This window comes from Mucilaginibacter sp., from assembly GCF_028288105.1.
In the GTDB taxonomy this organism is placed as follows: Bacteria; Bacteroidota; Bacteroidia; order Sphingobacteriales; family Sphingobacteriaceae; genus Mucilaginibacter.
Genome location: NZ_JAQBOI010000250.1, coordinates 1 through 22,134, shown reverse-complemented (window position 1 = coordinate 22,134; position 22,134 = coordinate 1). Strand labels below are relative to the sequence as shown.

The window sequence follows — 22,134 nt, the reverse complement described above, 5'->3', positions numbered from 1 at the left end:
TATGAATATTGATATTATAGCCGGTGCAAGGCCCAACTTCATGAAGATAGCGCCAATTATAAACGCTATTACAGAAAAACATGAAGCAGGATTTGATATAAATTACCGTTTGATACATACCGGTCAGCATTATGATAAAAAGATGTCTGGTGATTTTTTTGAACAATTAGGTATACCTGAACCACATATAAACCTGGAAGCAGGTGGAGGTACACAGGCCGAGCAAACCGCAGCTATAATGGTTCGTTATGAAAAAGTACTAATGGAGACAAGGCCAGATCTGGTACTGGTTGTGGGCGATGTTACTTCAACAATGGCTTGCGCAATATCTGCTAAAAAGCTTAATAACATTAAAGTTGCCCACGTTGAAGCTGGTATCCGCAGCGGCGATTGGACAATGCCCGAAGAGATTAACCGTATGGTTACCGATGCAATTACCGATTACTTTTTTACTACATCAGATACCGCGAATAATAACTTAAGAAAAACAGGAATAACTGATGATCGTATATTTTTTGTGGGTAACACCATGATAGATACGTTATTAAAGCAAATGCCTAATTTTAAGCAGCCCGCTGTTTGGAACCAACTTAGCTTGCAGCCCCAAGAATATATTGTAATGACGCTTCACCGCCCGGCAAATGTTGACGAGGAAGAAGGTTTACAACAACTAATGGCTGCTATAGTAGAGTCATCGCGTGGGTTACCATTAGTATTTCCGGTTCATCCGCGTACAGCAAAAATGCTTGCTAATGCTGGTGTGAGCGCGCCAAACCTACACATGATAGAGCCTTTAGGGTACCTGGAATTTAATTACCTTGTACAGCATGCAAAAGCTGTAGTTACTGATTCTGGAGGTATTACTGAAGAAACAACAGTTATGGCGGTGCCTTGTATGACCTTACGTGATAACACAGAAAGGCCCGAAACCATAACAATGGGTACAAATGAGCTGTTAGGTACAAACCCAAAAGCTATTGGGCCGGCTTTTGAGAAGCTTTTTAAAGGCGAATGGAAAAAAGGGGGAATACCCGAATTATGGGATGGTAAAACAGCACAAAGAATTGTAGATGCCTTGTTAAATTTACAAAGGTAAGCATAGCTGTGATCAGGAAGATTTTATTACTTGCCCGTACCGTTAGGTATTTGAAATTTAAACAGATTGTTTATCAGGTTTATTACCGGCTAAAAACTGTTCATAACCTTTCCTGGTTTGAACATAAATTTAAAGCCGGGCCGGTTTACAATCCGTTACGTTTCAATATACAATACCAGGTGGCGGGCCTTCTTAAACCTTCTAATACTTTCAACTTTTTAAATCTTCAGCATTCGTTTAATGATGCTGTTGATTGGGATTACCAGGGCTACGGAAAACTGTGGAACTATAATCTTCAATACTTTAACTATCTGCACCAGGCTGATATTACTACACAGCAAAAGCAAGCGTTACTTAATGATATAGGCAGCTGGCTTAAAAGTGGAAAGCTAAAGCTGGAACCCTACCCGGTGGCTTTAAGGGTAATGAACACTATCCGGTTTATAAGTGCCGCAGACTTAAAAAACGCAGACATCATTCGTGATCTTTATGCACAATTAGCCTACTTGAATGATAATCTTGAATATCATTTATTAGGCAATCACTTGCTGGAAGATGCCTTCGCGCTATTTATGGGCGGCCATTTTTTTAATGTGGATGCCTGGTGTGAAACAGCCAAAGCAATACTTTATAAGGAACTGAACGAACAGGTGTTAGATGATGGTGCACACTTTGAACTAAGCCCAATGTACCATCAAATTATATTTTTTAGGGTGTTGGAACTTGCCGATTGGTATACCAATGTAAATAATAATGATGGTGACTTTTTAATGTTTATTAAGCAAAAGGCTGCGGATATGTTAAAGTGGCTGCAATTGATAAGCTTTAAAAATGGCGATATACCTCATTTTAATGACAGTGCAACGGGTATTACGTTTACAACCCCACAGTTGCAATCTTTTGCACAACAATTAAATATTAGTGCAAACAATCAGCTTAATTTAAAAGATTCGGGGTATAGAAAATACCAGTCAGATAAATACGAATGCGTTATTGATGTTGGAGCTGTTGGGCCGTCATATCAGCCGGGCCACAGCCATTCAGATGCACTCTCATTTGTTTTATACAGTAACAATTTACCTGTGTTTGTTGATGCCGGGACTTCAACGTATCAGATAGGCGGAAAAAGAAGTTACGAACGTTCAACCAACGCGCATAATACAGTTGAAGTGTCCGGGAAAAACCAATCAGAAGTATGGGGAGGTTTTAGGGTAGGCAGGCGTGCGCAGGTGCAAATACATACACAACTTGCACATGAGCTGTGTGCCAGTCATAACGGATACAAAAAAACATTTGCAGCAGATCACAGCAGATGTTTTACTTTTGGCGTTGATGTTATAACCATTAAAGATATTATTTCGGCATCAAAGCCCCTGCCCGCAAAGGCTATATTCCACCTGTATGCCGGGTATGAAATAGATGTGGTATCTAAAACCGAAGTTCTTTTAAACAAAACTATTACAATACAGTTTACAGGTGTAAACAAGTTCGAAATACTAACCTACGAACTTGCTGATGGTTACAATAAATATTTGCCCGCCAAATACCTATCGGTAGAATTTAATAACGAGCTGAAAACCAGCATAATATTTCAATAAATACTAATGAAACGGATACTTTACCTAAGCTTTTATTTTGAACCAGATCTATGTGCCGGTTCTTTCAGGAACTCTCCTTTAGCTAAAGAATTAGCCAAACAAGTTCGGGGTAAAGCCATAATTGATGTAGTAACAACCTTACCTAATCGTTACAAAACGTTTGATACCAGTGCCCCCGCGTTTGAGGAGCACGATAATATGATCATAAATCGCATTCATATCCCAACGCATAAAAGTGGTTTTACAGATCAGATCAATTCTTTTAAAACGTACTTTTTTGAAGCTCGTAAGATCATAAAAGACAAAAAATATGATCTAGTATTTGCATCATCTTCACGCTTATTTACAGCCTATCTGGGATACACAATAGCCAAAAAGCAAAACATTCCTCTTTATCTTGATATCCGCGACATCTTTACAGATACCATGAAGGATGTGTTAAAAAGTAAAGCTCTTAAAGCAGGTGTATTGCCTGTTTTAAATGTTATTGAAAAAAGGGTGTTTAACTACGCCAGCCATATAAATTTAATATCAGGAGGGTTTAAATCCTATTTTGATAAATATAACAGATCCACATTCAGTTCGTTCTCTAATGGTATCGACCCTGAGTTTATGAATTTGAGCGCTACGCAACCAGCCAATAACGACCAGTACTTAATTACTTATGCGGGTAATATGGGCGAGGGGCAGGGCTTACATAAAATTATACCACAAGCGGCAAAAGCATTAGGCAATAAATATAAATTCCTGGTGATTGGTGATGGTGGTGTAAAGCAAAAGCTGGTAGATGGTTTAACAGAAGCGGGCGTAACAAATGTAGAGTTAAGGGGCCCGGTATCCCGAAAAGAATTATTAGCTATTTATGATCAATCAGATTTCTTATTTTTGCACCTGAATGATTATGAGGCATTTAAAAAAGTGTTACCTTCAAAAATATTTGAATTGGGTGCTTATGATAAACCAATAATTGCAGGGGTGGCAGGTTTTGCCAATCAGTTTATTGCCGATAATATTCCAAACTGTATACTTTTTTTACCCGGCGACGCAGATGATATGGTTAAGCAGCTAAAAAACTATACATACACTACAGGCTTTAGGCAAAATTTTCTGCAAAACTTTACAAGAGAGAATATAAATAAAAAGATGGCCGAGTCTATACTATCTTATTTATAATGAGCAATATTTTAATATCGGGTTCAACAGGTTTTGTAGGAGGCAATCTTAGTGGATATTTAACCACTTTGGGCCACACTATATATCATTTATCAAGAACAGTAAATGATTCTGAGAACCAGATAGCATGGAGCAATGTTAATGAGGTGAGAAACCTTCAGCTTGACGCCTATATCCACCTGGCCGGAAAAGCGCACGATCTGCAAAATACCTCAGAGCCGGAAGAATATTTTACGGTTAACACCGGCCTCACTATTAAGTTATTTGATGAGTTTTTAAACAGCCAGGCCACAACGTTTATATATTTTAGTAGCGTTAAAGCCGCTGCAGATACTGTTACCAATGTGCTTGATGAAGAAGCAGAGCCAAACCCTAAAACGCCTTATGGGCAATCAAAGCTTAGGGCCGAGCAATACCTGTTAGCACAAACATTGCCATCAAATAAAAAATTATACATCCTTAGGCCATGTATGATACATGGGCCGGGTAATAAAGGCAACCTTAATTTACTATATAAATTTGTAAGTAAGGGGATACCTTATCCGTTGGCTGCATTTGTAAACCGAAGGTCTTTCTTATTTATAGATAATTTAAAGTTTATTATAAACAGGCTGATAACCGATAGCTCAATACCATCGGGGATATACAATATAGCCGATGATGACAGCTTATCAACGGTTGAAGTTGTTAAAATTATTTCGGGTACATTAAATCGTAAGCCTAAACTACTTTATTTAAGCCAGGGCTTGTTAATAGCAATTTCGAAAATTGGCGATAAACTAAGTTTACCAATAAATTCAGAAAGATTAAAGAAGCTTACAGAAAACTATGTTGTATCAAACCAAAAGCTTAAAGCCGCAATGCATGTAGAAAGCTTACCGGTTAGTACGCAAGATGGGCTTATAGAAACTATAAAGAGCTTTAATTATAAATCACAAATATAATTACACCCATGACCTACCTTATTTTATTTATATGCTTATGGGTTGCAATGCTGTTTTATTTCCGCATTGCAGATCATTATAACATTATTGATCACCCCAATGAACGCAGTTCGCATGCTGATATAACAATTAGAGGGGGCGGAATACTTTTTCCACTTGTTAACTTACTAATTATTGTATTATATCCTGCTTATTGGCTACCTGCTTTAGGGGGATTACTTATTGGCACTATTAGTTTTATTGATGACAGGATTACGCTTTCAAATAAAATAAGAATTATAATACACATTGTGGCTGTAACCCTCATGTTTATATTCTTAGATGTTTTCAAGCTGCCTTTCTACTTGTTTATTACGCTGTATATAATTGCTATAGGTGTAATAAATGTATATAATTTTATGGATGGCATTAACGGTATAACGGGGTGCTATACCTTGATTGTACTGGCCGGCTTACAATACGTAAATTTATATAGTGTGAATTTTATTCATCCAGATCTGATATGGTTCCCGATGCTGGCATGTATTGTGTTTTTATTTTATAATTTCAGGAAAGAGGCGAAATGTTTTGCAGGTGATGTAGGAAGTATTACCATTGCCTTTTGGATTGTTTTTTTACTGTTCCAGCTAATATTTATAAATCACAACTGGTCTTATATACTTTTTCTGGCTGTGTACGGGGTCGATTCTGTGCTTACTATTGCACACCGGTTAATTTTAAAACAAAATATATTCAAAGCACACAGGCTGCACTTTTATCAGTTACTGGCAAACGAGCATAAAGTTTCTCATTTAGTTATTGCAGCCGGTTATGCATTCATTCAGATACTGGTAATTGCTTTTGTTATTCTAAATACACGTTTTTCACAGCTCGAAGTTTTTATAATCGTGCTGCTTCCTTTAATGCTTGTATACTTGATTTTTAAGCCCCGCTTAATGAAAGTATTTAAATAAATACAATGGTGTTAGCTTAGGATTATTAATATCAATACATTATTTCGTTATTGTTAACTATCAATACATTATTTCATTTATTCAAACTGTAATATTATATTTGCCGCTGTTAACAACAAATTTCCCCCGGTTGTGTTGTTACATTGGTTCATAGTTCTGAAAGCACATTGATTAATATGAACCAATTAAGTACAGTTATTAGTTTATCTAATGCTGATCTTATTATCAATAATTTAACTATTAAAAAGGCTATTGATGGCTATTAACAATTAATAGTTAAAGTCAAACATATACAGATAACTATGGTTAGGTTTAAATATTAACTTTACACAATTATCTGCAATATAATACACCTATGAAAAAATATCTACTTTTTAGTAAGGTTGTGCCCAGATGGATAATAATGTTGTTAGACTTTGTTATTGTTACCTGGTCATTTGCATCATCCTATTTTATTGTTCACCGGTTCGAATTTACCAATATATTAAGAGGCTACTTTTTTGTTTATACAGGTTTATACTGTATGATTGCTGTAATAGTAATGTACTTGATGCGTATTCATATAGGGCTTATCAGGTACTCAAACACAAGGGACGTTCTGCGTATTTTTGGGTCGGTATTTATAAGCAGTATAATTTACCTGGCGGTTATAACACTATGGGTTCAACCTTTTTTAAAGCTCAACAACACTACGGTTGATCTGGTATTACTGGTAAATTTTTCAGTATCAAGTACATTACTTATTTTACTCAGAAGTGCTGTAAAAAGCGCTTTTAATTACCTCAATAATTATTCAAGCTCTAAAAAAACCGTAGTACTTATATATGGGTCAGATACCAGTGCTGTATTGGTTAAACAAGCTTTAGAGGCAAGTGCCAAAACCAACTTTGTTATTGCCGGTTTTGTAGATGCTGATACAAGTAAGATCAATAAAGAAATACAGCAGGTTAGAGTTTACGATATTAATAAACTTGCTAAGCTGAAAGAGAAGCGTGCTATTGATAAAATGATTATCATGAACCACCACCTTGATGAGCAATCTAAAAAAACAGCGCTTGAAACATGCCTTGCATTAGGTATCCAGGTACTTACAGTGCCGCCGTCTGACCAATGGATATATGGTAAGCTTAACATGCAGCAAATAAAAGATCTGAAAATTGAAGATTTGCTACAGCGTAAAACTATACAGATAGATACCACGCGCATATCTGAAGACCTGCAGGGTAAGCGTGTATTAATTACAGGTGCTGCCGGTTCTATTGGGTCAGAAATAGTACAGCAAGTGTTGCAATATAACCCGGCAATGGTTATTCTTTGCGATCAGGCCGAATCACCACTACATGACATCCGCCTTGAGGTAGAAGAGAAATTTGCAGAGGTTCCAATAAAAATATTTATTGGCGATATCAGGAATTACAGCCGTATGCATCAACTGTTTTCTGATTATGAACCAGAAGTGGTTTACCATGCTGCTGCTTATAAACACGTGCCAATGATGGAAGAAAACCCATCAGAAGCGGTAAGAGCTAATGTACTGGGCACCAAAAATATTGCCGATCTTTCTCTTGCTTTTGGAATTAGAAAGTTTGTAATGGTATCTACCGATAAGGCTGTTAACCCTTCAAATATTATGGGTACTACTAAGCGTATTGCCGAGATCTATATTCAATCGCTTAAAGATAGTCCGGCCAATAAGGGCACCTGCTTTATCACTACACGCTTTGGTAATGTATTAGGCTCAAATGGTTCGGTTATACCACGTTTTAGGGCACAGATACAAAAAGGCGGCCCAATTACAGTAACCCATCCCGAGATTACCCGTTACTTTATGACCATACCCGAGGCTGTACATCTTGTATTGGAAGCCGGAACAATGGGCACAGGTGGCGAAATATTTATTTTTGACATGGGCGAGCCTGTTAAAATTGTTGACCTTGCCCTTAAAATGATAAAACTTGCCGGTTTACAACCAGATCGTGATATAAAAATTATTTATTCAGGTTTGCGCCCGGGCGAGAAATTATACGAAGAGCTGCTTAACCAGGGTGAGAGCACAATGCCAACACACCACGAGAAAATAAAAATATCAAAGGTTATATCTTATTCATATAAACAAGTTGCCGATGATATTGATGAGCTTATCTTATTAAACAAGCAAAACGATGAGTTTGCAATGGTAAATAAAATGAAAGATATAGTTCCTGAGTTTATCAGCAAAAATTCGAAGTTTGAAGGCCTTGATAATGAGCGGTCAGAAGGAGTGCAGATAGATACCCCTAAGTTAAGGGTGCTGCAAGATTAACACCATCATCCTGTTCGATTGCTAAGCTATCATTTAGCTTATCTGATTTTATTGAGTATAATTGCAATACAAAAATATCCCGAGCTTCTGCAGCTTATGAAGAGTATTGCCCAAAAAGTATTTGATATAGAAATAGAGTCGTTGCAGTATGTTGCTTCGATGATTGACGAGCAATTTAGCCAGACCGTTGATGCTATCCTTAATTCCGCTGGTAAATTAGTGGTGTGTGGCATGGGTAAGTCAGGCCATATCAGCAAAAAAATATCTGCTACGTTTACCAGCACCGGCACACCAAGTTTCTTTATGCACCCCGCCGAAGCCTTTCATGGCGATTTGGGTATGATAAGTCAGGATGATGTTGTGATACTGGTATCCTATTCCGGCGAAACCGAGGAAGTGCTGAAAATTGTCCCTTATCTGCAATACAATAAAAATATATTCATAGCCATTACCGGTAATCCTAATTCTACACTGGCAAAAAATGCAACCTACCATTTAAATGTTTGTGTAAAACAAGAAGCCTGCCCATTAGAATTAGCACCAACATCGTCAACTACCGCTACTTTAGTTATGGGTGATGCGCTTGCGGTAGCTTTAATGACAGCGAGAGATTTTAGTCCGGCCGATTTTGCAAGGTTTCATCCGGGCGGCAGGCTTGGCCGTAAATTGCTGGTTAGGGTTAAAGATCTGATGCGTACAGATAAACTCCCGTTTATTGATACCACAGCAACGTTTACGCAATTGGTACTGCAAATGTCTGAAGGTAAGCTGGGGATGGTAATAGTGGGCACACCGGCAAATGTAGTCGGTGTAATAACAGATGGCGACCTGCGCCGTGGCCTGGTTAAGTATAACGATATTCATCACCTGCCTATTACCGATCTGATGAATACCAACCCTAAAATCATTAACGAGCATGAACTGGTATATGATGCAGAGGCGTTAATGATGGAATGTAAGATAACCACACTGTTGGTGCATAATGATGATAACATTCTTACGGGCGTTTACCAGATATTTAACCAGGCTTAAATAATGAAAGCGATCATTGTTATACCAGCCCGGTTAAAATCTACCCGTTTGCCACGAAAGGTACTACTTGATCTGGGAGGCAAACCCGTAATACAAAGAGTTTACGAAGCCTGCCTAAAGGCAACCCTGCATCACGAAATTTGGATAGCTGCTGATAGCGATGAGGTATTTAACGTTTGCAGGCAATTTACCCCAAATGTAATAATGACCCGCGAGGATCATCCCAGCGGTACCGACCGTATTGCAGAGGTTGTCGAAAAGATAGAGTGCGACCTTGTTGTTAACGTACAGGGCGACGAGCCATTTTTTGATGCAGGTATCATAGACAGGTTAATAACGGCCCTACAGCAAAGCGATGCTGTAATGGCCAGCGTTTGCGCCCCGGTTGCAACCATAGAAGAACTAAATAACCCCAACCTGGTTAAAGTTATAACAGATATAAATAACAACGCTGTATACTTTTCAAGGTTTGCCATTCCTTTTTCAAGGGATAGGGAGGTGGAAGATGTATCAGTTTATAAAAAGCATATGGGCGTTTATGCTTATAAGGCTTCGTTCTTACAAGAATTTATTACCATGCCGGTTTCGTTTTTAGAAAGCATCGAAAAGCTGGAGCAGTTAAGAGCGATAGAAAACGGCTATAAAATTAAAATGATTGAAGTGAAAGGCATTGAAAAGGGTATAGATACCCCCGCCGACCTGGAACTTGCACGTAAAAAAATAGAAGACAATGGCACTGTATAAAGATATTACCGAGAAACCTTTTTTTATTGTTGGCCCCTGTGTAATGGAGAACCAGGAGCTTTTGTATACCGTGGCCGAAAAGGTTGCCGAAATTGGAAGTAAATACCCTATAACGGTTGTATTTAAATCATCATTTGATAAGGCAAACCGTACCAGCGTGCATGCATACCGCGGCCCGGGCTTAACAAAGGGTATGGAGATGCTTAACAATGTAAAAGAAAAATTTGGCTTGCCGGTTACAACAGATATTCACGAACCTTTCCAGGCTGCAGCATGCGCAGAAGTGGTTGATATATTACAAATACCAGCTTTTCTTTGCCGCCAAACCGACCTGCTGGTTGCCGCTGCAGAAACCGGCAAAATTGTAAATATCAAAAAAGCGCAGTTTTTATCTGGCCAGGATATGTTTTACCCGGCACAAAAAGTAATGGAATCAGGTAACGAGCAAATTATCCTTACCGAACGTGGAAACTCATTTGGGTATAATAACCTGGTGGTCGATTTCAGGAATATTTATGATATGAAAGAATTTGGATACCCGGTGTGTATGGATTGTACCCACTCGGTACAGCGCCCGGGCGGTGCAGGTGGCAAGACCGGTGGCGACAGGAAGTTTGTACCTAACATGGCCCACGCTGCAAGGGCGTTTGGCGTAAGCGGTTACTTTATAGAAACCCACCCAGATCCTGACCACGCCCTTAGCGATGGCCCAAATATGCTTTATTTAAAAGATCTGGAAGAGCTAATAAAATCGCTGATTGGATAAAGCACTGCTGGCATCAGTAAAATGTAGTTTAATTTTACTGATGCAAAATTTTCATTTTTTGCATGCACTGCGCCCCATATTGCATTACGGGCTGCATTTTATAGCTCCGGGCTTACTGGCATATCTGTTTTTTAGGGATAGGTGGAAAAAGGCCTGGTTAATTATGGTTGCTACAATTGCAGTTGATGCCGATCATTTGCTGGCCCGGCCTATTTTCGATCCAAACCGCTGTAGTATCGGCTTTCACCCATTACATTCGTATTATGCTATAAGTGTATATTTAGTTCTGTTGCTTTTTCCAAAAACCAGGATAGTAGCGGTAGGGCTACTTTTCCATATGCTTACAGATCTGCAGGATTGTTTGTGGCTCTAATTATTATGCTTATTTAACCCGCCTGTATATTTCTACAGATTGGCCATTCGTAGCACTGTTAATTACCTGTGTATATTCGTCCCTGCCATTTAATTTAATCTTAATAGCAAACTTATGGCCACGAAGAAGAGCGTAATTTGATGTTACCTCTTCTTCCCTGAGCATGTCATCCTTAAAAGTAAATGTGCCGGTGCCAAAACCATTTTTGAATTTTGTTTTTTCCGGATTTCGCGGCAGCCTGTGTATGAAGGTAAAATGTCCTCCCCAGAATATTTTATACTGTTTTACATCGGTTGGTATAGTGTCCTTTCCTTTTATTGTATAGGCTTTCTCCAATTTCCACAAACCATCAAGTACAGAGGTATCGGCCGGTGGGAATTTTTTATAGTCTTCTGTCAAAACATATTTTACACCCTGTACTGTGGCATAGTCTGGAATGATTTGGGTATAGCCATCAGCTTTTGTTTTAATTTCAAGGTTACTGGTTATAGATGAGTCAAGCGCTCTGCTGCTATAAATGCTGCGTTCCGTAATTTTGTTAGAGTCAAGTGTATAAGTGCCAACACCAAACCCAACAGATGAATCGGGTACTATACTGGCATACATATAGTGGTTATCTGTATAAATTTTGATTTGAGTTCTTTTAATCGTAGAGTCTTTGCCCCCGCGACTAAGCACTTGTTTTTCGAGTTCATATGCACCTGCCTGGCTTGGCTGAGATGGCTTTTCTTTTTTCTTACATCCTAAAATCAAGCAACTTAATAAAGTTGCATAAATGAAAATCTTTTTCATATGATTAAGTTTAAATGTGAGATAAAACACCTAAGATTCTAACTACTCTGAAATATTATCACTTAGGCTTATTGGTATAATAAATTTACACATTATATATCTGATTAGCAATTGTTAATGAATTGTTGAAAGAGAAACAAAATATATAAGGGTTCCCTTACCCAATGTGCAAAGTAATTGGGAGTTATATTCCGGAATGGAATATTATAAAAAACTGTTATGGATAATGAAATCGGCCGATAGGCTTTGGCGCAACAGGTATCCTCGCGTGTAGCATAAACGAATAGCTTAAAGAGATTGCCACGCTATCGCTCGCAATGGCGCCTTTTATATCAATAATCTGTTTTACTTTCTGATATCTCCCACTGTTTAAACACAGCAAAGGCTTCGGTCCGCATTAGTTGTACGAAAGGGAGTTTGCGTTTTTCCATTGGTTGTATCAGTTCATCATAAATAAAATGATCGTCAAAGCCAATGTCGGCGGCATCCTTCTTTGTATTGGCATAATATATTTTGCTAATACGTGCCCAATATATTGCACCAAGGCACATGGGGCAGGGCTCGCAACTGGTATATATCTCACAGCCTTCTAAATCATAAGTACCCAGCTCCTGGCAGGCCAAACGTATAACAGATACTTCGGCATGCGCGGTAGGGTCGTTTTGCGTAACAACTTTGTTTGCGCTGCGTGCCACAACCATACCATCCTTTACGATTACCGCACCAAAAGGGCCACCCTGCGCCTGTTTTACATTATATTCAGACAGGTCAATAGCCATCTGCATAAATTTTTCGTTGCCTTTATCTTCCATATCAGTCTAAATTAAAAAACCCCAACTAAAAAGCTGGGGTTTTCATTGATTTTTATTTACAACCTGCACATCTGCATATTAGCATATCTGCACATTTTCATTATTTTTTGTCTTTAGCATAAGCTTCGTTTAATCTTTTTACAACATCAGCAGTTACATCAAGACTTGGGTCTGCAAATAAAACGTTAGTGTTACCTTTTTGAGTAGTTAATACCATTTTATAACCTTTTTCTTTAGCATAAGCTTTAGTAAAATCTACCAATTTATCGTAAAGCTTAGTTTGCTCGCTTAGTTGATCATTTTGAACCTGCGCACCTGCATTTTGCTGGTATTGCTGAAACTCTTGTCCCTTACGTTGCAGGCGTTGCTCAGTAGCCTGGCGTTGATCGGCAGGCATGGTAGGGGCAGCTTTTTGATATTCTGCAATTTCACGTTGAATAGCTTGCTGGCGTGATGCAACATCAGTTTGTGCAGCCTTACCTTTATCATCAAGGCGTTTATTCATGTCCTTAATGTAATCGTATTTAGATACTAACGAATCCTGGTTTATGTAAACAATTTCAGGGGTTGTAGCACCGGTACCTGCAGTAGTTGCAGCAGCTGGTTTGCTATCTGTTTTATTTTGGTTACAAGCAGATACACCTGCAGCAATTAATAATGCTAATACTGATTTTGTAACAATTGAGGCCTTGATTTTCATTCTGTTTATCTTAAAAAAAATTTTGACAAATATAATCTTTCATCACAAGTTTCCTAACCATTAATTAACATGTTTATTATTAGTCATATTTATCCACAATCGCACTAATGTTGCACAATATTCAACGTAATATGAAGCAAAAATCGTATTTTTGTGTATAGAACTCCACTTGGAGAAAGGTTATTGTATTAATCAAATATGAGCGAAAAAAATCAGGATAAATCAAATTATTCAGCGGATAATATACAGGTTTTAGAAGGTTTAGAAGCTGTACGTAAAAGACCTTCCATGTACATTGGTGATACAGGCGTAAAAGGCCTTCACCACTTGGTTTACGAGGTAGTTGATAACTCAATAGATGAGGCGCTTGCCGGGTATTGTGATACTATCAATGTTACTATTCATAAAGGTAATTCCATTACAGTTGTAGATAACGGCCGTGGCATCCCAACAGGTATCACTACAAAAGAGAAAGTATCGGCATTGCAAATTGTAATGACCGTTTTACATGCCGGCGGTAAGTTTGACAAGGATACTTATAAAGTATCGGGTGGTTTGCATGGTGTGGGGGTAAGTTGCGTTAATGCGCTGTCAAACCATATGAAAACCGTTGTTGAGCGCGATGGCAAAATATTTACCCAGGAATATTCTCAGGGAAAACCTTTATTTGAGGTAAAGGAAATTGGCGTGTCAGACCGCACCGGTACTACACAAACTTTTCAGCCCGACCCGGAAATATTTACATTAACTACCGAATATAAATTTGAAACATTAGCTACCCGCTTACGCGAGCTGGCTTTCTTAAATAAAGGTATCCGCCTAACGTTAACAGACGAACGCGAAACTAATGACGATGGTTCTGTCATTATGGAAGAGTTTTTCTCTGAAGGTGGACTAAGGGAGTTTGTTAAATATTTAGATGGTACCCGTGTGGCAATCATCCCCGACCCAATTTACCTGGAGGGGGTTAAGCAAGGTATCCCGGTTGAACTGGCTTTTCAGTATAACGATACTTATACCGAAAATGTACACTCGTATGTAAACAATATCAATACTATTGAGGGTGGTACACACGTAGCCGGTTTCAGGATGGGTTTAACACGTACACTTAAGGCTTATGCTGATAAATCGGGCTTGTTGAAAAACATGAAAATTGAAATTACCGGTGATGACTTCCGTGAGGGGTTAACCGCTGTAATTTCGGTAAAGGTACAGGAGCCGCAATTTGAAGGGCAAACCAAAACCAAACTGGGTAACAGCGAGGTGAGTGGTGCCGTTAACGTTGCGGTAGGCGAAATTTTAGGCAACTACCTGGAAGAAAATCCAAGGGAAGCTAAAATGATAGTGCAGAAGGTTATACTTGCCGCTACAGCCCGCGCAGCTGCCCGTAAAGCACGCGAAATGGTGCAGCGTAAAAGTGTAATGAGTGGATCTGGCTTGCCGGGTAAACTGTCTGATTGTGCTAACAGCGACCCAACTTTATGCGAACTATACCTCGTAGAGGGCGATTCGGCGGGTGGTACCGCTAAACAGGGCCGTAACCGCGAATTTCAGGCGATATTACCTTTAAGAGGTAAGATCCTGAATGTGGAGAAAGCCATGGAGCATAAAATTTACGAGAACGAAGAGATAAAGAACATGTTCACCGGCCTTGGTGTTAGCATCGGCACGCCGGAAGATGCGAAGGAACTGAACATAACCAAACTACGTTATCACAAAATTGTGATCATGACGGATGCGGACGTGGATGGTTCGCACATTACAACCTTGATCTTAACTTTCTTCTTCCGTTATATGAAAGAACTGGTTGAGTTTGGATATGTGTACATTGCATCGCCACCGTTATACCAGGTTAAAAAAGGTAAAGAGTTTGAATACTGCTGGACAGACGAGCAGCGTGATGTTGCTATACAACGCCTGAAAGGTGGAGGTAAAGAGGATAGCGTACACGTACAGCGTTATAAAGGTTTAGGTGAGATGAATGCCGAGCAGTTATGGGATACAACCATGAACCCAGCTCACCGTACTCTTAAAAAGGTGACCATTGAAAACGCTGCCGAATGCGATCATACCTTCTCTATGCTGATGGGTGATGAAGTTGCCCCACGCCGCGAATTTATTGAGAAAAATGCACGTTACGCACGTATAGATACCTAAGCGTATTTGTGCCGATATATAAAGCCCTGCTGAAAAGCAGGGCTTTTTTTATGATGTTATCCGAGGGCTTGCCGAAGGATTTGCCCACGTAGATGATTGGACTGGCTCACCCATGACCAATCGTATTAAAACTTACTTTTAAATTTATATACATAATTTCCTTATGTATATAAATTATTTATATATTTGAGTCATGAGCACTAATCCATTACTAAAAGGTAGCCTGCAAACCATCATTTTAAAACTACTGGAGGATAACGACCAGATGTATGGGTACGAAATAACCCAAAAGGTAAAAGAAGTATCAGAAGGCGGGATGATGCTTACCGAAGGGGCCTTATACCCCGCTTTGCATAAACTGGAGGCAGATGGTTTCTTGGAGACATTTACTCAGGTGGTTGATAATCGTGTACGCAAATATTACCGCCTTACCGAACAGGGAGGAAAAGAGGTAACCAGCAAATTAACCGAGGCCCAGGCGTTTATTGATCAACTACAAACATTGTTAAACCTTAAACCGGCGACTAAATGAAACCTACCGAGCAACAGCTAAAGGTATTGCAGGGCTATCTGCATAAAACTTTAAACTACCGGGAAACTTACGAAGAGATCTACGACCATATCTTATCAGCAATTGAACATCAACCGGAAAATATTTCGTTCGAGGATGCTGTAAATAACATCATTAACGGTGATTTTGGCAGCGCTAAAAATTTACTCAAAGCCGAAAGAACCAGTAAAAACGCATTGGTTAAAGATTGCCTTCGCAAGTTTGCCGACTATTTTGTAGGCTGCTTTAAGGCTCCGTCTTTATTATATACAGCGGGTTTCGCGTTAGCTGCATATTATCTTTTATCGCAAATGAGGTTTGGCGCGTTTATTACCGAATGCATATTTGCTGTAATGTTTGCTTTGATAATTTTTGTTCCGGGTGTTATTTATTTGATGCGGTTATACAACATGGGGTATATTTTAGGTACCATTAAAAAGTCGGCCAAAGACAGATTGTTTGAAACATTGGCCGGCATGCCATTACGTATTTTTGTAATACTTACGATTTGGGTATACACCCCATTTTATAAAGTATGGCAAAATACAAATCATTACAGCGCTACTGTATTGCTGTTGTTTGGCGTTATTTACAACGTGGCTTTATATAAATTGTATAGGAGTGAATTTAAAAATGCAGCTATAGCCAAATGATACTATCGCCAGAAGAACTACAATGGGTAACTGACCGTATGAAGATATACGATATCAAATACCAGGAAATATATAATGAGATATTTGACCACATTGTTACGGGCATTGAGGTTAAACGTAAAGAAGGGGATACCAGACGCATCGAAATAGTTTTTCAAAACGTAGTTGATGATCATTTTAACGGTTATGTTGGTATTGAGGAATTAGCTACCGGGCAGGAGAAAATATACCGTAAGCTTATGGGCAAAACGTTTAAAACCATTTTTGCGGGGTACCTAACCTGGTCATTATTGGTTTTTACCGCAATATGTGTAGGCCTGAGTTTTGTGATGCCCGATACTAAACTGGTACATAAAATTTTTATAACTTCAATAGCTATACTGGCTTTTTCGCCGCTCATCTACACTTTTATAGCCGTCACTAAAAAGATAAAAGTAGATAAGGGCAGAAAGTCGTTATTAAAGGCGCATCTTATAGGGCAAACGTATTTGCCGGCTATGCTGCTAAACAGCATTTTTTATTTACCTCATTTTTTTTATTTAGCAGGTAGCCGTAATACGGACGATAATTATTATAACTCATTAAAATTTCTCCCGTTGCCGGCATTGGTGGTGGTGCTCATATTTTTTATGATAACTAACTTAAGCTGTTTACGCCTCTGCAATCAAATTATAAAAAGAGAAGTGGTATAGAGTTATATTCGCAAGGTTTACTTCAGCAATAACCGTTTCTTCCCAAAATCTACCACGGCATTGTACTTCATCAGTATATCGCTGCCTAAAACACCCAACACCTCGGGGTGCCCCATTTCGCGATAGGCTACATTGATGGTAGATAGGTTAAGCACGGCCACTTCCATTTCGGGGAGGAGCAGATCACCTATCCAAATGTTTTCGATAATAGCTGTGGATGATTCCATGGTATTGGTGCCCAGCCCGGTTGACAGCCGTTCGCTGGCGATAATAGCCGCTTCCTCATTAGCTTGTACCAAAAGCTCGTGATCAAACGCGGTACGTGAAGCGCCGGTATCCAGCACCACTTTAAAGGGCTTATTAAATACCACAATATCCAGCACTGGATGAAAGCCATCGCCATGCAAGTCGATAATATTTAGCGGAACGGAAACGGTTCTTTTGGTCATTAAATTTAATTGCTACCATTAGTTATTGGCAGGTTAAGGTTCGGCAATATACCAATCACAAACGCACTAATCAACATTTCACTATTTGCTTAAAACGGATATCCTATGGCAATATTTAAGATACTGTTTTTAAAGCTTGGGCTTATTGTACGCGATCCACCAGCAGGGGTATAGGGCCTAACAAGCGGGAAACCCAAATCGGTACGTAATACCAGTATTGTGGCATCAAACCTTAAACCAAAGCCGGCATCAACGGCCAGTTGAGTTAAAAATTTGGGGCCAAATGTTCCGCCGGGCTGATGGGGTTTAGCATTCCATATATTACCTGCATCGGCAAATAAAGCGCCGTATACAATACTGAATAGCTTTTGGCGATATTCTATATTAGCCTCCAGTTTTATGTCGCCGCTTTGGTCTGCAATAAAGCTGTTGCCGCCAAGCGGGGTAGGGTCAACCGTGCCTGGCCCAATAGACCTTGGCCTAAAGCCCCTTAAACTGTTAGGGCCGCCAATAAAAAATTGCTGGTTATATGGTAAAATGGTAGAGTTGCCATAAGGTAAGCCAACGCCCACAAGAAACCTGGTAGCAATTTTACTGCTGGTGCTCAATTTATGGAAAAACCTTATCTCACTTTCGGCCTTAACGTACTGGTTAAATATGGTGCCAAACAACTTTTTTGGCTTGCCGCCAAGCGTGTCGGCACCACTTATAATACCATATAAATTGTTTGATAAACTCAGCTTCCCGCGGAAATAAATGCTGTTAGTGCGGTAATCTTCGGTAGTGTTATCAAATGTATAGGCATAGCTTGGGCCCAACGTGAATTGAGGATCGATAACGTGTTTAAGCGATGGGTTACGATTGTTGGGATTATTGATACTATCCCTATAAAGGCTATCTATATTTCTTGGTTTTACAAATGTTGCCTCCAATATATTTAGTTCGTGCAATTTATGCACGTCTGTTTTAAACTGGTAACCAAATGATCCGGTAAAGGAGTTAAGCGAATACAGTTTTTGCCTAACAACCGAGGTATAGCCCAATGTAACTACAGTACGTGGTATATATGCATTTGATGATTTGATGTTGAACGGAATTAAGCGCGGCCACGAAAGGCTGGTTTGTACGCCATACTGGTAAACATTAAAGCCATTATTTTGGCCCCCAATCTGCACATCGGTACTACCAAAAAGGGTAACGGTTAACAACTCGCCGCCTTTAAATGCATTGCGGTTTCGCCAGCTTAAATTTATTTGTGTGCCGGTGTAGTTAGCGGAGGTAGTACGGCCTATAATCTCTGCCTGTAACGATTTGCGTTTGTAGGGTGTTAGAAAGTAGTATACGTCTAACTTTGGCGAATCGGGTGTTACGTCTTCAAACCTGTTTTTTACATAGCGGTATGGCCCCAGATTAACAAACCTGTTTAGCGAGTTGTTATGAATTGTGCGGCTATACACATCGTTAGGGTGTAATAATACCGTATTAGCAAAAAGGTATGGCCGTGCGGTTTTACGTGGGTCAATAATATTATACCAGCGGTATGCCTGGGCTTGGTCTAATTTTAACGAAGTATCCCTTAACGAGTAATTTGGATAAACATAAATGTTCCTTATCGTATATATCTCGCGTGCCTCTTCGGGGGTGGTCTCCTTAATTTTTACAACCAGGTCTACTTTATGCTTATCCACGGTACTATCAACCCTAACTATTAATTGTTCGGGCGCAAAATAAAAAAAGCCTTCTTCCTTTAACCTGGCATCAATACGTATCCTTTCAGATTTAATAACATCAAGGTTGTACTTATCGCCGGGTTTTAAAAGAGTACCAGCCGTAGTACCTTTAATGGCGGTATCCAAACTGTTATCTGTAGCACTTGGGAAAGTAACATTGCGTATGGTGTATGAAGGGCCGGGCAACGCGGTAAATATAGCTTTGGCGGTTTTCTTTTTACCAACGGTGTCACCGCTTACTGCAGCTTGAAAGTAGCTTTCGTTCTGCAGGCGGTTTGTCATAATTTCGCTGTTCTTAGCCAAATCTACCTGACTTACATATACTGGTGGTTCGCCATATTTGCTTAAAAACTTTTGTATAAAACCATGGCGGTTTTTTGTTTTGTAATATAACCACAACTTTATTCGCATCCCCAATAACGATGAATTTGGCTTAGGGCGTATTAATGCCTTCATTTCGTTACTTAGGTCTTTAGCATCCCCGCCTGATATAGCTTTATCTTCAACCTTAACTGTACCGCCGGTATATAGTTTTTCACCCTCGGGTACGTATTTGGTGGTACTACAAGCGTTTAGTATTACAGCCAGTGATAGCAAATATATTATACGTTTTATCATAAGGTTGTGGTCTGGGTCTTAGTTCTGTCCTCTTTGTCTTTTTGCTGTGATGCCTTTTCCTGTTCGTCTTTTATCTTTTGTTCCTCTTTATATTTGCGGCGCATCGCTTTTTCCTGCTCGGTACGTTTACGGAAGATTTCGCGGAAACGGTTATAATCTACCGTAAGTGAGAAACCAACACCTGTTTCAATGATCTGTCCCTGTATTACCACAAACTCATCTTTACGGTAAGCACGCAGGGTGTAACGCCCGTCTTTGCTCAACTTATAATTTACAGATACGTTACCCGCTATGTTAGATGTTTTTTGCCCCTGCTGGGCACCTTCCAGGTTAAAATTATTGCCTACCGATACTGTTAGCCTGTCGTTAAGGAAACGTTTGGATAGCCCAACGTTCAGGTCTGTACGGTTCGTGGCCGTGCCGGACGAATAATCCTGCCCGGAGGTTAAACCGAAGTTTAAATCAACGCCGGATATCAGGCCGCCTGCAAGGCTATTCAATTGGTCGGATAGTAAGCTGCTTACGCTACTACGGATAGCACCTTCAACGCCTGCGCTTCCACCCTGACTTTGTAATGGGTTATCACCAATAAAATGGCCAAGTACCAATACACCCAGCACCTGTTTATTCAACTCGTTAGGGTCTTGCCTAATTTGCGCCAGGCGGGTACCAACCCTGGTTGTTACATCAGAAGATACGTTGTAGTTACTATCCGGAAGGGTAATATCAAAGCTGATGTTTGGTTTCATCAACTCATCCTTCAAATTAAGGTTTACGTTAAACGGTAGTTTTTGCTTGTACTGAGTGGGGTTCTCGTCTGATAGTTGGTTAGCTACCAGATCGATAGGTGGGACGTTAGCCACGTAGATAGCGGTCAGGTCAATGTTAGCACTGGTTGGGTCACCTGTCCAGGTGATGGTACTGCCCGGTTTAAAGTTAAACTTACGCGATACCGTGGCATATGACAGGTTGTATGAACCGCTGCTAACCACATAAGTACCGGTTAAGCTGGTTTTACCGCTTGGGTCGATACCTCCGCTTAGGTGCGCTTCACCTTTCAGATGAACTACATCACCGTTGCGCTCATCAACCACAATGGTAAAGTTGGCGTTTTTGTCAATATTAACAGTAGCGTTTACATCAAGCCCTGTTAATTCCGATTGCTTTAGCGAATCTAACTGGCGGGCCATTAATATGGAATCCATTTTTGGTGCGCTTGCATCATAAAACTCAACTACACCCTTACGGTCTTCAACACCCGGGTCGCTGGTTGGCAATACAAAGGTCATGTCGGTTTTATCGTTAACGGTAAGCGTAGCATCAACAACCGGCTTGGCCATATCACCGCGTATTTTGATATCGCTGTCCATGAAAAGTTTACCATAAAACAATTTGTTATCTGCCCTGGTAGAATTTATCATCCTGAAATTATTCGAGCGGATGTTCATCCCAAATTTAAAATCGGTGTAGGTTTTGGTATAGATAGAACCAGAAACAACCGCTTTATTATTAGTAGAATCAACCAATGTAAAATCGTTGAAACGGATACCTTCATCATTAAACGTAATGCTCTCTTGCGGCATGGTGAAGTAGGAGTTAAGCATACTTACGTTAAAGCCCACCTTATTAAAATTGACATTGCCCCGCACGGCAGGTGCGGTGGTTGTCCCCGTTATTTTTAGTTGCCCGGTAATGTTGCCGCTGGAGTTTTTAATAGCGCCAAAGCTAAACCCTTCTATACTCTTCATCCCCAGGTTAACAATATTCAGGGTCATATCAAACCTGCTTTCGGGCAAAGTATAATACATACCATTCAGGTCAACCTGGTTACCCTTGCCTGTAATGCTCATTTGAGCGGCATAGGCATTGGCAGTTTGGTTATTTACTTTAAGGGCTATGTTACCAAGGGTATCACCTTTAAAATTAAAATCGCTTACGTTTATAGCCGTGGTAAATACCGGTGATTTTTGGAAGTTGCTTATCTCCGCGTTTCCATTAAT

Annotated in this window: 20 protein-coding genes; 14 read left to right on the top strand and 6 right to left on the bottom strand. The window is 39.7% G+C overall.

Annotated features, from left to right (window positions below; all coding sequences use genetic code 11):
• The first annotated feature begins 1 nt into the window (after window position 1).
• The 10 genes from wecB to JWQ85_RS16855 all read left to right on the top strand — a co-directional run bounded on the left by wecB (window position 2) and on the right by JWQ85_RS16855 (window position 10,981).
• On the top strand, window positions 2-1,096 hold the full coding sequence (gene wecB / locus JWQ85_RS16900) for a non-hydrolyzing UDP-N-acetylglucosamine 2-epimerase (protein WP_299470082.1): 1,095 nt from the start codon (window positions 2-4) through the stop codon (window positions 1,094-1,096).
• An 8-nt stretch (window positions 1,097-1,104) separates the two neighbouring features.
• Window positions 1,105-2,694: an alginate lyase family protein gene (locus tag JWQ85_RS16895; RefSeq protein ID WP_299470080.1), complete on the top strand. Its 1,590-nt coding sequence runs from the start codon at window positions 1,105-1,107 to the stop codon at window positions 2,692-2,694.
• Between the two features lie 6 nt (window positions 2,695-2,700).
• Window positions 2,701-3,867 carry a glycosyltransferase family 4 protein gene (locus tag JWQ85_RS16890; protein ID WP_299470078.1) on the top strand — a complete coding sequence of 389 codons (1,167 nt, stop codon included), beginning with the start codon at window positions 2,701-2,703 and terminating at the stop codon, window positions 3,865-3,867.
• Window positions 3,867-4,811 carry an NAD-dependent epimerase/dehydratase family protein gene (locus JWQ85_RS16885; RefSeq protein WP_299470076.1) on the top strand — a complete coding sequence of 315 codons (945 nt, stop codon included), beginning with the start codon at window positions 3,867-3,869 and terminating at the stop codon, window positions 4,809-4,811. Before JWQ85_RS16890 ends, JWQ85_RS16885 begins: the two co-directional genes overlap by 1 nt.
• A gap of 8 nt (window positions 4,812-4,819) precedes the next feature.
• A complete protein-coding gene (locus JWQ85_RS16880) occupies window positions 4,820-5,764 on the top strand; it encodes a glycosyltransferase family 4 protein (RefSeq protein ID WP_299470074.1) in 945 nt (314 codons plus the stop codon).
• A 355-nt stretch (window positions 5,765-6,119) separates the two neighbouring features.
• The gene (locus JWQ85_RS16875; protein ID WP_299470072.1) at window positions 6,120-8,066 is read left to right on the top strand and encodes a nucleoside-diphosphate sugar epimerase/dehydratase; all 1,947 of its coding nucleotides are present in this window, start codon (window positions 6,120-6,122) and stop codon (window positions 8,064-8,066) included.
• 51 nt (window positions 8,067-8,117) lie between these two features.
• Window positions 8,118-9,098 carry a KpsF/GutQ family sugar-phosphate isomerase gene (locus JWQ85_RS16870; RefSeq protein WP_299470070.1) on the top strand — a complete coding sequence of 327 codons (981 nt, stop codon included), beginning with the start codon at window positions 8,118-8,120 and terminating at the stop codon, window positions 9,096-9,098.
• Between the two features lie 3 nt (window positions 9,099-9,101).
• Entirely contained in the window at window positions 9,102-9,842 is a 741-nt protein-coding gene (kdsB, locus tag JWQ85_RS16865) for a 3-deoxy-manno-octulosonate cytidylyltransferase (protein WP_299470068.1), read from the top strand.
• Window positions 9,829-10,608: a 3-deoxy-8-phosphooctulonate synthase gene (kdsA, locus tag JWQ85_RS16860; protein WP_299470066.1), complete on the top strand. Its 780-nt coding sequence runs from the start codon at window positions 9,829-9,831 to the stop codon at window positions 10,606-10,608. The genes kdsB and kdsA overlap by 14 nt, the downstream gene beginning before the upstream one ends.
• A 40-nt stretch (window positions 10,609-10,648) precedes the next feature.
• Window positions 10,649-10,981, top strand: a complete 333-nt coding sequence (locus JWQ85_RS16855) for a DUF6122 family protein (RefSeq protein WP_299470064.1) — start codon at window positions 10,649-10,651, stop codon at window positions 10,979-10,981.
• Window positions 10,982-10,990: 9 nt separating this feature from the next.
• Here JWQ85_RS16855 and JWQ85_RS16850 read toward each other — a convergent pair whose 3' ends face one another.
• From JWQ85_RS16850 to JWQ85_RS16840, 3 genes are all read right to left on the bottom strand, one after another.
• On the bottom strand, window positions 10,991-11,773 hold the full coding sequence (locus tag JWQ85_RS16850; RefSeq protein ID WP_299470062.1) for a hypothetical protein: 783 nt from the start codon (window positions 11,771-11,773) through the stop codon (window positions 10,991-10,993).
• Between the two features lie 332 nt (window positions 11,774-12,105).
• The gene (locus JWQ85_RS16845; RefSeq protein WP_299470060.1) at window positions 12,106-12,585 is read right to left on the bottom strand and encodes a nucleoside deaminase; all 480 of its coding nucleotides are present in this window, start codon (window positions 12,583-12,585) and stop codon (window positions 12,106-12,108) included.
• A 100-nt stretch (window positions 12,586-12,685) separates the two neighbouring features.
• Entirely contained in the window at window positions 12,686-13,285 is a 600-nt protein-coding gene (locus JWQ85_RS16840) for an OmpH family outer membrane protein (protein ID WP_299470058.1), read from the bottom strand.
• Window positions 13,286-13,483: 198 nt separating this feature from the next.
• Between JWQ85_RS16840 and gyrB the strand changes: the two genes are divergently transcribed.
• From gyrB to JWQ85_RS16820, 4 genes are all read left to right on the top strand, one after another.
• On the top strand, window positions 13,484-15,442 hold the full coding sequence (gyrB, locus tag JWQ85_RS16835; RefSeq protein ID WP_299470056.1) for a DNA topoisomerase (ATP-hydrolyzing) subunit B: 1,959 nt from the start codon (window positions 13,484-13,486) through the stop codon (window positions 15,440-15,442).
• A gap of 193 nt (window positions 15,443-15,635) precedes the next feature.
• On the top strand, window positions 15,636-15,974 hold the full coding sequence (locus JWQ85_RS16830; protein ID WP_299470054.1) for a PadR family transcriptional regulator: 339 nt from the start codon (window positions 15,636-15,638) through the stop codon (window positions 15,972-15,974).
• The gene (locus JWQ85_RS16825) at window positions 15,971-16,645 is read left to right on the top strand and encodes a hypothetical protein (protein WP_299470053.1); all 675 of its coding nucleotides are present in this window, start codon (window positions 15,971-15,973) and stop codon (window positions 16,643-16,645) included. The genes JWQ85_RS16830 and JWQ85_RS16825 overlap by 4 nt, the downstream gene beginning before the upstream one ends.
• Entirely contained in the window at window positions 16,642-17,337 is a 696-nt protein-coding gene (locus tag JWQ85_RS16820) for a hypothetical protein (protein WP_299470051.1), read from the top strand. The genes JWQ85_RS16825 and JWQ85_RS16820 overlap by 4 nt, the downstream gene beginning before the upstream one ends.
• Before the next feature lie 17 nt (window positions 17,338-17,354).
• Here JWQ85_RS16820 and JWQ85_RS16815 read toward each other — a convergent pair whose 3' ends face one another.
• The 3 genes from JWQ85_RS16815 to JWQ85_RS16805 form a co-directional block, all read right to left on the bottom strand.
• Window positions 17,355-17,786 (bottom strand): aspartyl protease family protein, encoded by a 432-nt coding sequence (locus JWQ85_RS16815; protein ID WP_299470049.1) that lies wholly within the window; start codon window positions 17,784-17,786, stop codon window positions 17,355-17,357.
• Between the two features lie 89 nt (window positions 17,787-17,875).
• Window positions 17,876-20,134, bottom strand: a complete 2,259-nt coding sequence (locus JWQ85_RS16810; RefSeq protein WP_299470047.1) for a BamA/TamA family outer membrane protein — start codon at window positions 20,132-20,134, stop codon at window positions 17,876-17,878.
• The coding region (locus JWQ85_RS16805) for a translocation/assembly module TamB domain-containing protein (protein ID WP_299470045.1) at window positions 20,131-22,134 on the bottom strand (2,004 nt) is incomplete at its 5' end. The genes JWQ85_RS16805 and JWQ85_RS16810, both read right to left, overlap by 4 nt.